The following is an 11,566-nucleotide window of genomic DNA, read 5'->3' as shown; positions in this document are numbered from 1 at the left end:
TCTGTCCCCCTCAGCCGGCATCGTTCGGCGGCCAGTTCTGGGTGTTGATGCGGCCGGTCCACAGGAAGAAGTCGGCAAGCGCGCGGTATTCCTCGTCGGTCAGGTTGAACGCCGGCATCTGGCGGCGGCCCTCGATCCCCGACGGCATCGCGTCCATCCAGCCCTTCAGCACGTCCATCGCCGCTTCCGGGTCATCCTGCACCCCCCAGCGCCGCATCACGTTGCCCAGTTCGGGCGCGAAATACGAACCCTCGCCCAGCATCGTGTGGCAGTTGATGCAGCTGCGCTGTTCCCAGATGTGCTTTCCCGCGGCGACGCTGTCGGTCAGCCCTGCGTCGTCCGTTGACACGTTCTTCGCATAGATATGGCTGTGGGCGGTCAACGCGAGGAAGATTAAGATGAAGAACAATGACCCGCCGTAAAAGACGTTGCGGGCCATGCTCTTGGTCATGACGTCGCGCATGGCGGCGATCCCTTCGAGCGGTTTCAAGTGCGCCCAGACCTAGTTCACCCGCAAACCCGGAGCCTTAACGAAAGTCAAAAGTTGATCACTTGGCTCGGAATTGCATTTGTCCCTGTCCGGCAGGGAAACGCTATCACAGGGAAGTGAGGCATACTACCCGTGCGTGCGGGAATGCCGACAATGCGCCGTCGATGGCCGCGCGGTCCATCACGCAGAACGCCGTGGACAGCGCATCGGCCAGGGCGGCCTGCGGGGCGCTGACCGAAACGACAGACCAGCGCGGCGGGCCGCCGCCCGGCGACAGGATATGCGGGCGGTCGCCGTCCGGCCCGATCCGTGTGCCGAAAGGGGCCGAGGTCGCCAGCGCCGCGTCCCGCAGGGTCAGCTCGCGCAGCCTTTCGCCGCCGGGCGCGTCGATCGCCGCATGCCAGCCGCGCGGGCCGAGGGCGCGGGTCTCGCCCGCGTCGATCAGCACGTCGCCGAGGTCGTGGGCGCGGGCGATGTCCGCCAGCCGGTCGGCGGCATGTCCCTGGGCGATGCCGTTCAGCGTCAGCGCCATGCCGGGTCGCAGCAGGCGGATCCCGTCCCGCGCGATCCGCACGTCGGCCCAGCCCGTCAGGGCGCGGGCGGCGGCCTCATCCTCGCCCCTGCGCCGGGCCTGCCACAGCGGCTGCACGGTCGGATCGAACGCGCCGCCGGTCGCGTCATGCACCTGCCCGGCAAGGTCCAGCACCGCCAGCATTTCGGCCGAGGGGTGCGGCAAATGGCCCATCGCGTTCAGCCGCATCAGGTCCGAGCCGCGGAACAGCGAGAACCGCGCCTCGACCGAGCGCAGGGCGCGGGCCGCTTCGGCGAAGAAGGCGCGGGCGGCGCGGGTGCTGCCGCCCTCGACGCGCAGGGTGACATCCGCGCCGAGCGCGGTCCCGCGCCACAGATGCGCCGGCTGCGCGGCAGCGGCGGGGGCGGCCAGCGCGCAGGCGGCGAGGGCGAGGAAGCGGCGGCGAGCGATCATGCCAATGCCTCGCGCGGGTTGGGGCGCCGTCCGGCGCGATGGATGGTCGGGGAACTCATTGCGTCACCTGCCGGGCCTGGAATGCGGGGGGCTGGGCCGAGGGGGTCGGCTCGCCTGCGCCTGCGGCATGGGCGCCCGCCGGAACCTGATTGCGCGACACCGGCGGCGGCGCGGGCGGCGGCGGGGCCGATCCCCGCACCCGGCGCTTGAGCACCGGGCAGGTGTCGGGATCGTTCATGATGACCTGGCAGCGCAGGCACATCACGCATTCATTGGCGTTGATCCGCCCCAGCGGGTCGATCGCGCCCATCGGGCAGCGCGTCTCGCACAACCGGCACTCGCGCCCGCATTGGGGCCGGCGCTTGAGCCAGTCGAACACCTTGAGCTTGGCGGGCAGCGCCAGCCCCGCGCCGAGCGGGCAGATATAGCGGCAGAAGAACCGCTCGATGAACAGCCCCGCGCCCAGCAGCAGCAGGGCATACAGCACGAACGGCCAGGCCCGCATGAAGCGCATCGAGATCGCGGTCTTGAACGGCTCCACCTCGGCCAGAATCAGCGCCTGCTTCATCGAATAGAAGGACAGCGCGATGATGGCGACGAACAGCGTGTATTTGATGACCCACAACCGCTCGTGCAGCGCCTGCGGCACGGCGATCTGGCGCACGCCCAGCCGCTGCGCGGCGACGTTGGTCAGTTCCTGCAACGCGCCGAACGGGCACAGCCAGCCGCAGAAGACGCCCCTGCCCCAGAACAGCATTCCCAGCGCGACCGCCGACCACAGCACGAAGATCAGCGGCGCGATCAGGAACGTCTCCCACCGGAACCCGGCGAGCAGGGCATGGACGAACGCGACCACCTGCACGATGGACAGCTGCGCCCCGAGGCCCCAGCCCAGCACGACCAGCGTCGTCGCCAGATAGACCAGCCGCACCCGCCGCCACACGAGGGGGCGGCGCACCAGCCATTCCTGCCCGAACAGGATCAGCCCGAGGATGCCCAGCATCACGCCCACGACGGCGATCTGCTGCTGTTTCTGCACCCAGAACTCCTGCCACAGCGGCACCGGCTCGGGCGGCGGGGCAAGGCGGAACGCCTCGGGCAGGCTCACCTCGGCGGTCATCGGCAGGGTCAGGGTGCCGCCGTCCGCGGCCTCTCGGGTGGCGGTGACGGTGACGAAGAATGGCTGCGTCACGTCGATGCCGCCCTGCGCGGGATCGGCGGGGATGCGGAACAGGCTGCGCTCCTTCAGCTCGGGCGCGTCTTCGGGGGCGAGCGGACCGACCGGAATGAGCGATTCGGCGGTGGGGACGATGCTCGTCCCGCCCTGCGTGATGGCGATGCGCTCGAACACGCCCGATTGCCGCACGCCGGTGCCGCGATGCGAGTGGACGCCCTGCGACAGGATCGCGAGCAACGCCTCGTCCGGGGCAAGGGCCGCCGCGGCCTCGGTCAGCGCCTGCTGGCCCAGCAGGTTGGCGCCGACGGTCGGCGTGTCCACAAGGCCGGTCCACATCTCGAAGAACGGCGCGTCCGATGGCGTCACCGGACGCCGCGCACCCTCGAACGCCTGCGCGGCCTCGGCCATGCTGACGCGCAGATGCGTCAGCGCGCCCATGTCAAGCAGCGCGGCCCAGTCAGCCGGCTCGAACCGGACGCGGTCGATCCCCTGGCCGCCGCCGCCGACGCCCTGCGCCGCCGACAGGATGCGGGCGGTGCGCAGGATGCCGTCGCGGATCACCCCGGTCGTGACGGTCGCGCGCGAGATCACGTCCGGCACCCCCGCCTGCGCGTCCAGCGTCCCGCCGGCGCGATTGGCGAGGTCGAAGCCCCGGAACCCGTCCACATAGGCGGCGATGTCCGCGTCCGAGATGCCCAGCGTCAGCACCGGCTCGTTGTGGCGGACCAGCTGCGCCCCGGCGATCACGCCATCGGGCGTCACCGCGACCAGCACGTCCAGCGGCCGCCCCGAATAGCCGGTCGAACCGGCAAGCTCCCATGTCGAGCCGATCAGCCCCAGCGGGCGGCCATCCGCCCGCGCCTCCCACGAGGGGACCGGCCCCTGCTGCCGCTGAAGGCGCACGGAGTCGCCATCCGTCACCCCGAACAGGGCCGCCGCCGCCGCTTGGGTCAGGGCGACGGCCGCGGCATCGCCGGACTCGCCGCGGCCCTGCGCCGCAACCGGGCCGGGCATCAACGCCGCCGCGAAAATGGCAAGCGCCAACGCCGCGATCAGGTGACGCAATGCAATTACCGGCCGGGAACGAATCGGAAAGATCATGTTTTCGATGCGATGACGCCCCTTTAGCGCTTTGGAATCACGAATGGTGCGACAATTTGTTTCCTCTCATGGTTGGGTTCGCCTTAACCTAAGTCAAGGAACGGCTGGCGCCGATCCTGGAAGGTCAGGCTGCTTAACAAAGCGATTGGAGATAACCGCGATGAAAACCCCAGCCCATACGGCCAGGACGTCGCTCCTGGCGTCTGCGGCACTGGCGCTTGTGCTTGGAACCGGGGCTGCGGCGTTCGCGCAGACCGCCGCTCCGGCCGAAGCCCCGGCTGCCGAGGCACCCGCCGCCCCTGCGACCGACGCGGCCCCCGCGCCCGCCGCCGACGCCACCGCCGCCGACGCCACCACCGCCCGCGATGCCGCCGGCACCCCGGCAGCGGTCGATCTGAACGCGGTCTCGGGCCCGATCGCCGGCCCGGAAACCCCGGTCGAGGTCGGCCCGCGCTCGGAGGGCGCCTCGCTGCCCACCGAAGAGCAGAAGGCGATGGAATCCGAGGTCACGGATCACACCACCCGGCCGCAGGACCAGTATGAACCGTCGCTGACCACGCTGGCGCAGGAACAGATCCCGGTCCCCGGCGCCCCCGAGGGCATCCCGGCCATGACCCAGGCCGAGTTCGACGAGGCCAACACCATCTACTTCGAACGCTGCGCGGGCTGCCACGGCGTGCTGCGTACCGGCGCGACCGGCAAGGCGCTGACGCCCGACCTGACGCGCGAGCTGGGCTTCGACTATCTCCACAGCTTCATCACCTACGGCTCGCCCGCGGGGATGCCGAACTGGGGCACCTCGGGCCAGATGACCGATGAGCAGGTGACGCTGATGGCGAACTACCTGCTGCAGGAGCCGGCCAGCCCGCCGGAATTCGGCATGCCCGAGATGCGCGAGACCTGGCAGGTCATCGTCCCGCCGGAGGACCGGCCCACCGAGAAGATGAACGACTGGGACCTGGAAAACCTGTTCTCGGTCACGCTGCGCGACGCGGGCCAGATCGCCCTGATCGACGGCGGCACCTACGAGCTGAAGAAGGTTCTCGACACCGGCTACGCCGTCCACATCAGCCGGATGTCGGCCTCGGGCCGCTATCTGATGGTGATCGGCCGCGACGCCAAGGTGGACATGATCGACCTGTGGATGGAAGATCCCTCGATCGTCGCCACGATCAAGATCGGCGCCGAGGCGCGCTCGGTCGAGACGTCCAAGATGGAAGGCTGGGAGGATCGCTACGCGATCGCCGGGGCCTACTGGCCGCCGCAATACGTCATCATGGACGGCGCCACGCTGGAGCCGTTGAAGATCGTCTCGACCCGCGGCAACATCTATGACGAGCAGACCTACCACCCGGAACCCCGCGTAGCCGCGATCCTTGGGTCGCACTACCGGCCCGAGTTCCTCGTCAACATCAAGGAGACCGGCAAGATCCATCTGGTGGACTATACCGACCTCAAGAACCTGAAGATCACCGAGATCGAGGCCGAACGCTTCCTGCATGACGGCGGTCTGGACGCGTCCAAGCGCTACTTCATCACGGCAGCGAACGCGCGCGGCAAGCTGGTGGTCATCGACACCAAGGAAGGCAAGCTGGCGGCGATCACCGACACCGGCGGCGAGACCCCGCATCCGGGCCGCGGCGCGAACTTCGTCCACCCGACCTTCGGGCCGGTCTGGGCGACCTCGCACCTCGGCGACGAATCGGTGGCGCTGATCGGCACCGACCCGGAAGGCCACGCGGACAACGCCTGGCAGATCGTGGACAGCTTCCCGGCGCTCGGCGGCGGCTCGCTGTTCGTCAAGACGCACCCGAACTCGCATTACCTCTATGTGGATGCGACGCTGAACCCGGATGCGGCGGTGTCGGGCTCGGTCGCGGTGTTCGACATCGACAACATGCCGGGCGACGGGTCCGACCCCGAGATCATCACCCTGAACATCGCCGAGATGGCCGAGATCACCGAAGGCCAGCCGCGCGTCGTGCAGGGCGAGTTCAACAAGGACGGGACAGAGATCTGGTTCTCGGTCTGGAACGGCGCCGACCAGGAATCGGCGATCGTCGTGATCGACGACGCGACGCTGGAGCTCAAGCACGTCATCAAGGACCAGCGGCTGATCACCCCGACCGGCAAGTTCAACGTCTACAATACCCAGAACGACGTGTATTGATCGCGTCCTGTGAACCCGAGGGGGGCGGCCGCGCCCCCTTCATCCTCCCCCAGCCTTTCCAGCAAGGGTGACTATCATGTCGGGCAAAGTCTTCCTCATCGGCGCGGGTCCGGGCGACCCCGATCTTCTGACCGTCAAGGCGCTGAAGGTCCTGCAGACCGCCGATGTGGTGGTCTTCGACCGCCTCGTCAGCCCCGAGATCATGGCCTTGATCCCTGCCGCCACGCGCCGCGTTTCAGTCGGCAAGACCTCGGGCTTCCACTCGGTCCCGCAGGACCGCATCAACGCGCTGCTGGTCGATCTGGCCCGCGAGGGCCACACCGTCGCCCGGCTGAAGGGGGGCGATCCGCTGATCTTCGGGCGCGGCAGCGAGGAGGCCGAGGAATTGGCGGTCGCGGGCGTTCCCTATGTCTATGTTCCCGGCATCACCGCCGCGCAGGGGGCGGCAGGCTCGACCGGCGTGCCGCTGACCCATCGCGGGCTGGCGACCGGCGTGCGCTATGTCACCGGCCACCGGGCGCGGGATGCGGGGCTGGACCTCGACTGGAAATCGCTGGCCGATCCCGACACCACGCTGGTCGTCTATATGGGCGCCGCGAACATGGCCGAGATCGCCGCGCAGCTGATCGCGCATGGCCTTGCTATCGACACGCCGGTTCTGGCCGTCGCCCACGCCACCACCCCGCGCGAGATGCGGATGCTCTCCACCCTCGCCCATGTCGCCGCGGATCTCGCCAAGGGTCCGATGGAGGCACCGGTCCTGTTCATGATCGGCAGGGTCGTGTCGCTGTATTCGACAGCCGCGCTGCCCCTGCCCGCGCGGGCACCGACGCTGAGGGTCGTCCGCAATGGCTGACGCGCCGCTGCTGGCCGCGGCTTTCGCCGCCATCGCAGCGGGACTTGCAGCCACGGCCCTTCCCGCCGCCGTTCCTGCGGGAACCGGCGGGGCGGCGGCGCACGTGACCGACCGGCGCGCGGCGGAGCTGGAACACATGGTCGTGCAGGACTGCGGCTCGTGCCACGGCCTGACGATGAAGGGGGGCCTCGGCTCGCCCATCACGCCCGAGGTGCTGGAAGGCCGCGACCCCGAGGGGCTGGCGGCGATCGTCCTCGACGGGGTGCCGGGCACCGCCATGCCTCCGTGGCGACCGCTGATCTCTGAGGCCGAGGCGCTCTGGATCGCGGAATATCTGCTGAAGGAGAGGCCCGAATGATCCGAGCCGCGCTGATCGCCCTGTTGGCGGCCCTGCCCGCCGCCGCCCAGACGCCTGCGCCGCAGACGGGCGGGGCCGACCTTCCGGCGGGCCAGACTCCGGCGGCCCCCGCCATCGAGGTTCCTGCCCCGCTCGCCGTCGATCCTGCCGCGCTGCGCGGCACCGGCGATCTGGGCGTCGTGATCGAACGGGCGACGGGTTCGGTTCTGGTCGTGGACCAGTCCGACCGCGCGGCGCTCTGCCGGGTCGAGGGGCTGGGCGATCTGTCCCACGCCTCGCTGACCTTCTCGCCCGACGCCCGCTATGCCTTCGTCTTCGGCCGCGACGGCGGGCTGACCAAGCTGGACATCCTCGCCTGTTCCATCGTGGACCGGGTGATTCAGGGCGGCAACTCCATCGGCGGGGCGATTTCCGACGATGGCAGGCTGGTCGCCGTGTCGAACTACGAGCCCGGCGGGGTCAAGGTGTTCGACGCCGAAACGCTGGATCTGGTCGCGGACGTGCCGATGGGGTCGAAGACCGTGGGTCTGGCCGACGCGCCCGGCGCGCGCTTCGTCGTCGCCACCTGGGATACGGGCGAGGTCTGGGTGCTGGACCATTCCGCCGATCCCGCGAACCCTGTGATCACAAGGATCGAGGACATCGGCGCGAATCCCTATGACGCGCTGATGACCGGCGACGGGCGGACCTATGTGGTCGGGCTGTTCGGGGAAAAGGGGCTCACCACGCTGGACATGTGGGACGACCCGCCGCAGCCGCGCCGCATCCTGCCCGATTACGGCAAGAACGAGCCCGACTTGCCCGTTTACAAGATGCCGCATCTTCAGGGCTGGACGCTGGCCTCGGGCACATATGCGCTGCCGGCCGTCGGCATCCATCAGGTGCTGTGGGCCGACCCGGCCAGCGGCGACGAGATCGCCCGCACCGATGTCGCCGGCCAGCCCATCTTCGTCACCGCCCGCCCCGACAGGCGCGAATTATGGGTGAACTTCGCCCCGCCCGACAACGGCAAGGTGCAGGTGATCGACGCCGTGACGCGCGAGGTCAAGCAGACGCTGGAACCCGGCCCCGGCGTCCTGCACATGGAATTCACCCCGCGCGGCCGTGAGGTCTGGCTGTCCGTCCGCGACGAGAACCGCGTCGAGATCCGCGACGCTCACACCTACGAGGTCGTGGGCGAGGTGCCCGCGCAAGCACCTTCCGGCATCTTCTTCACCGCCCGCGCGCATCGGACCGGGCTATGACGGTCCACTCGCTCGACCCCATCGATGCGCGGCTGCTGGACGAATTCCAGCGCGACCTGCCGCTTGAACCGCGCCCCTTCGCCGCGATGGGCGAGGCTGTGGGCGTCTCCGAAGATCAGGTGATCGCCCGTCTGGCGCGGCTTCGGGCCAGCGGCCGCATCACCCGCGTCGGCGCGACCTGCCGCCCGAACACGGCGGGCGCCTCGACCCTGGCGGCGCTGGCGATCCCCGAGGACCGCATCGACGAGGTGGCGGCGATCGTCGGGGCCGAGCCGGGCGTCAACCATTCCTATCTGCGCGAGGACGACTGGAATCTGTGGTTCGTCGCCACCGCCTCGGACCCCGAGGCGCTGGACGCCAGCCTCGCCCGGATCGAAGCGGCGACGGGCCTGCCAGTGCTGTCGCTGCCGCTGCTGCGGCCCTTCAACATCGATCTCGGCTTCCGCCTGACCGGCCCGCGCGAGGCGCTGGGGCTGGACCGGCCCGCCGATATGTCGGTGCTGCAAGGTGACGACCGCCCGCTGATGCAGGCGCTGTCCGAGGGGCTGGCGCTGGTGCCGCGCCCCTTCGCCGCGCTGGCCGAACGGCTGGGGCGGACCGAGGACGAGGTGATCCACCGCATCGGCGCGCTGGCCCGCGCCCGCATCCTGACCCGCGTGGGGGTGATCGTCCGCCACCGGGCGCTCGGCTGGGCCGCCAACGCGATGGTGGTCTGGCAACTGCCCGAGGACGCCATCGAGACGGCGGGCCGGGCGCTGGCGCAGGTGCCGGGCGTCACGCTCTGCTACCAGCGCCGCACGGTGCCGCGCGTCTGGGACTGGCCGCTGTTCTGCATGATTCACGCCCGCTCGCGCCCCGAGGCGCTGGCGGTGCTGGACCGCGCCTGCGCCCTGCCGGAACTGGCGGGCGCGCCGCACAAGACCCTGTTCTCCACCCGCTGCTTCAAGCAGTCGGGCGCCCTGATCGAGGAGGCGAAGCCATGACCCGCCCCGCCCGCATCGTCCTGCCACCAGAGGCGCTGGACGCGACCGACCGCGCGATCCTGAACGCGCTTCAGGACGGCTTTCCCCTGACCCCCCGCCCCTATGACGACGCGGGGGCGGCGCTGGGGATTTCGGGCGATGACCTGATCGCCCGCATCGGACGGCTGCGCGAGATCGGCGCGATCACCCGTTTCGGCCCGTTCTTCGATGCGGCGGCGATGGGCGGGGCGTTCTGCCTGGGCGCGATGGCCGTTCCGGCGGCGGATTTCGACGCCGTCCTGACCCAGGTCAACGCGCATCCCGAGGTCGCCCATAATTATGAGCGCACGCACGCGCTGAACATGTGGTTCGTGCTGGCGACCGACACGCCCGAGGGGATCGAGCGGACGGCGCAGGCCATCGAGGCCGAGACGGGATTGAAGGTGATGCTGTTTCCCAAACTCGAAGAATATTTCATCGGCTTCCGGGTGCCGGCATGAGCGCGCTGGACCCCATCGACCGCCGCCTTGTCGCCGCGACGCAGGCCGGGCTGCCGCTGGTCGCCGCGCCCTACGCCGCAGTGGCCGATCAGGTCGGCCTGACGGAATCGCAGGTGATCGAACGCCTGACGGCCCTTCAGGACCGGGGCGTGATCCGCCGCATCGCCATCGCGCCGAACCACTACGCGCTCGGCATGACTGCAAACGGGATGAGCGTGTGGGACGTGGACGACGACCGCATCAGCGAACTGGGGCGGCGGATCGGCGCGCTGCCCTTCGTCACCCATTGCTACCAGCGCCCGCGCGCGCTGCCCGAGTGGCCCTTTAACCTGTTCGCCATGCTGCACGGCGGCACCCGCGACGAGGTCGAGGCCAAGCGCGGCGAAGTGTCCCGCATTCTTGGGGGCGCCTGCCGGGGGCACGATATTCTTTACTCCACGCGTATCCTGAAAAAGACCGGGCTGCGCCTGCGCGACACCGAATGAAAGGGGGCCGCGATGTTCCGTCTGACCCAATACATGCACCAGCTGGTGGAACCGACTCCGGTCAAGCGCCGCGGCGTTCCGGGCAAGGTCAAGCCGGTGGTGATCTGGAACCTGACCCGCACCTGCAACCTGAAATGCCGCCATTGCTATACCGTCAGCTCGGACCACGTCTTTCCGGGCGAGCTGACCCATGATCAGGCACTGGGAGTTCTGGACGACCTGTCCGCTTTCCGCATCCCGGCGCTGATCCTGTCGGGGGGGGAGCCGCTGAGCCGCTTCGATTTCTGGGAACTGGCCGAACGCGCGCGTGCCCTGGATTTCCGGCATCTGTCGCTGTCCACCAACGGCACGAAGCTGGGCGAGCCGGGCGTGGCCGACCGGGTGGCGGCGCTGGGGTTCGATTACGTCGGCATCAGCCTCGACGGGATCGGGGCGACGAACGACTGGTTCCGGGGCGTCGATGGGGCCTTCGACAACGCGCTGGCCGGGGTGCGGGCCTGCAAGGCGCGGGGCGTCAAGGTGGGGCTGCGCTTCACCATCACGAAGGACAACGCGCATCAGCTGCCGGCGATGCTGGACCTGTGCGATGGCGAAGGGGTGGACAAGTTCTACCTCTCGCATCTCGTCTATGCGGGGCGCGGCGACAAGCACCGGGGCGAGGATCAGCAGCACGCCCATACCCGCGCGGCGATGGACCTGCTGATCGAGCGCGGCTGGGACGCCGTATCCGGCGGCCGCCCGGTGGAGATCGTGACCGGCAACAACGACGCCGACGCGGTCTATTTCCTCCGCTGGGCCGAGCGGAACTTCGACGCGGGGCTGGTTGCCGCGATGCGCGCGCATCTTGAGGCGTGGGGCGGCAACTCCTCGGGGCTCGGGGTCGCCAATATCGACCCGCAGGGGAAGGTCCATCCCGACACCTACTGGTCGGACTACACGATCGGCTCGGTCAAGGAAAAGCCGTTCACCGACTGGTGGACCGGCGACGATCCGATGCTGGCGACGCTGCGGACCCGCCCGCGCCCGCTGAACGGGCGCTGCGGCGCCTGCGCCTTCAAGGAGGTCTGCGGCGGCAACACCCGCATCCGCGCGCTGCAACTGACCGGCGATCCCTGGGCCGAGGACCCGGCCTGCTATCTGTCCAATGCCGAGATCGGGGTCGAGGACGACCTTGAGCGGCTGACCGTGACGCCGTTCCGTGGAAAGAGCCATGACCCCGCGCATCGTTTCTTCTGAAA

11 protein-coding genes are annotated in these 11,566 nt (G+C 69.5%); 8 read left to right on the top strand and 3 right to left on the bottom strand.

Annotated features, from left to right (window positions below; all coding sequences use genetic code 11):
* Nucleotides 1-10: 10 nt before the first annotated feature.
* The 3 genes from KTN05_RS06185 to KTN05_RS06175 form a co-directional block, all read right to left on the bottom strand.
* Nucleotides 11-463, bottom strand: coding sequence for a cytochrome c (locus KTN05_RS06185; RefSeq protein ID WP_217328509.1), 453 nt, complete (start codon nucleotides 461-463; stop codon nucleotides 11-13).
* A 133-nt stretch (nucleotides 464-596) separates the two neighbouring features.
* Nucleotides 597-1,475 (bottom strand): FAD:protein FMN transferase, encoded by an 879-nt coding sequence (locus KTN05_RS06180; protein WP_254368016.1) that lies wholly within the window; start codon nucleotides 1,473-1,475, stop codon nucleotides 597-599.
* Between the two features lie 55 nt (nucleotides 1,476-1,530).
* Nucleotides 1,531-3,753: a NosR/NirI family protein gene (locus KTN05_RS06175; RefSeq protein WP_254368015.1), complete on the bottom strand. Its 2,223-nt coding sequence runs from the start codon at nucleotides 3,751-3,753 to the stop codon at nucleotides 1,531-1,533.
* Between the two features lie 493 nt (nucleotides 3,754-4,246).
* Between KTN05_RS06175 and KTN05_RS06170 the strand changes: the two genes are divergently transcribed.
* From KTN05_RS06170 to nirJ, 8 genes are all read left to right on the top strand, one after another.
* A complete protein-coding gene (locus tag KTN05_RS06170) occupies nucleotides 4,247-5,923 on the top strand; it encodes a nitrite reductase (protein WP_217328575.1) in 1,677 nt (558 codons plus the stop codon).
* Between the two features lie 76 nt (nucleotides 5,924-5,999).
* Nucleotides 6,000-6,779, top strand: coding sequence for a uroporphyrinogen-III C-methyltransferase (gene cobA, locus KTN05_RS06165; RefSeq protein WP_217328508.1), 780 nt, complete (start codon nucleotides 6,000-6,002; stop codon nucleotides 6,777-6,779).
* Nucleotides 6,772-7,137, top strand: coding sequence for a cytochrome c (locus tag KTN05_RS06160; protein ID WP_217328507.1), 366 nt, complete (start codon nucleotides 6,772-6,774; stop codon nucleotides 7,135-7,137). Before cobA ends, KTN05_RS06160 begins: the two co-directional genes overlap by 8 nt.
* On the top strand, nucleotides 7,134-8,381 hold the full coding sequence (locus tag KTN05_RS06155) for a cytochrome D1 domain-containing protein (protein WP_217328506.1): 1,248 nt from the start codon (nucleotides 7,134-7,136) through the stop codon (nucleotides 8,379-8,381). The genes KTN05_RS06160 and KTN05_RS06155 overlap by 4 nt, the downstream gene beginning before the upstream one ends.
* Entirely contained in the window at nucleotides 8,378-9,364 is a 987-nt protein-coding gene (locus tag KTN05_RS06150; RefSeq protein WP_217328505.1) for an AsnC family transcriptional regulator, read from the top strand. Before KTN05_RS06155 ends, KTN05_RS06150 begins: the two co-directional genes overlap by 4 nt.
* Nucleotides 9,361-9,843, top strand: coding sequence for an Lrp/AsnC family transcriptional regulator (locus KTN05_RS06145; protein ID WP_217328504.1), 483 nt, complete (start codon nucleotides 9,361-9,363; stop codon nucleotides 9,841-9,843). Before KTN05_RS06150 ends, KTN05_RS06145 begins: the two co-directional genes overlap by 4 nt.
* Entirely contained in the window at nucleotides 9,840-10,328 is a 489-nt protein-coding gene (locus KTN05_RS06140) for an AsnC family transcriptional regulator (protein ID WP_217328503.1), read from the top strand. Before KTN05_RS06145 ends, KTN05_RS06140 begins: the two co-directional genes overlap by 4 nt.
* A gap of 12 nt (nucleotides 10,329-10,340) precedes the next feature.
* Nucleotides 10,341-11,564: a heme d1 biosynthesis radical SAM protein NirJ gene (nirJ, locus tag KTN05_RS06135; RefSeq protein WP_217328502.1), complete on the top strand. Its 1,224-nt coding sequence runs from the start codon at nucleotides 10,341-10,343 to the stop codon at nucleotides 11,562-11,564.
* Nucleotides 11,565-11,566 lie beyond the last annotated feature (2 nt).

The organism is Paracoccus sp. Z118 (assembly GCF_019061185.1).
Taxonomy (GTDB): Bacteria; Pseudomonadota; Alphaproteobacteria; order Rhodobacterales; family Rhodobacteraceae; genus Paracoccus.
The sequence above is the reverse complement of the archived record's forward strand: the minus strand, read 5'-3'. Positions and strand labels throughout refer to the sequence as shown.

What these genes read in the sequence shown, in the direction of transcription:
- KTN05_RS06185 (WP_217328509.1), bottom strand. Translation starts at nt 463, where the DNA reads ATGCGCGACGTCATGACCAAGAGCATGGCCCGCAACGTCTTTTACGGC.
- KTN05_RS06180 (WP_254368016.1), bottom strand. Translation starts at nt 1,475, where the DNA reads ATGATCGCTCGCCGCCGCTTCCTCGCCCTCGCCGCCTGCGCGCTGGCC.
- KTN05_RS06175 (WP_254368015.1), bottom strand. Translation starts at nt 3,753, where the DNA reads ATGATCTTTCCGATTCGTTCCCGGCCGGTAATTGCATTGCGTCACCTG.
- KTN05_RS06170 (WP_217328575.1), top strand. Translation starts at nt 4,247, where the DNA reads ATGGAATCCGAGGTCACGGATCACACCACCCGGCCGCAGGACCAGTAT.
- cobA (WP_217328508.1), top strand. Translation starts at nt 6,000, where the DNA reads ATGTCGGGCAAAGTCTTCCTCATCGGCGCGGGTCCGGGCGACCCCGAT.
- KTN05_RS06160 (WP_217328507.1), top strand. Translation starts at nt 6,772, where the DNA reads ATGGCTGACGCGCCGCTGCTGGCCGCGGCTTTCGCCGCCATCGCAGCG.
- KTN05_RS06155 (WP_217328506.1), top strand. Translation starts at nt 7,134, where the DNA reads ATGATCCGAGCCGCGCTGATCGCCCTGTTGGCGGCCCTGCCCGCCGCC.
- KTN05_RS06150 (WP_217328505.1), top strand. Translation starts at nt 8,378, where the DNA reads ATGACGGTCCACTCGCTCGACCCCATCGATGCGCGGCTGCTGGACGAA.
- KTN05_RS06145 (WP_217328504.1), top strand. Translation starts at nt 9,361, where the DNA reads ATGACCCGCCCCGCCCGCATCGTCCTGCCACCAGAGGCGCTGGACGCG.
- KTN05_RS06140 (WP_217328503.1), top strand. Translation starts at nt 9,840, where the DNA reads ATGAGCGCGCTGGACCCCATCGACCGCCGCCTTGTCGCCGCGACGCAG.
- nirJ (WP_217328502.1), top strand. Translation starts at nt 10,341, where the DNA reads ATGTTCCGTCTGACCCAATACATGCACCAGCTGGTGGAACCGACTCCG.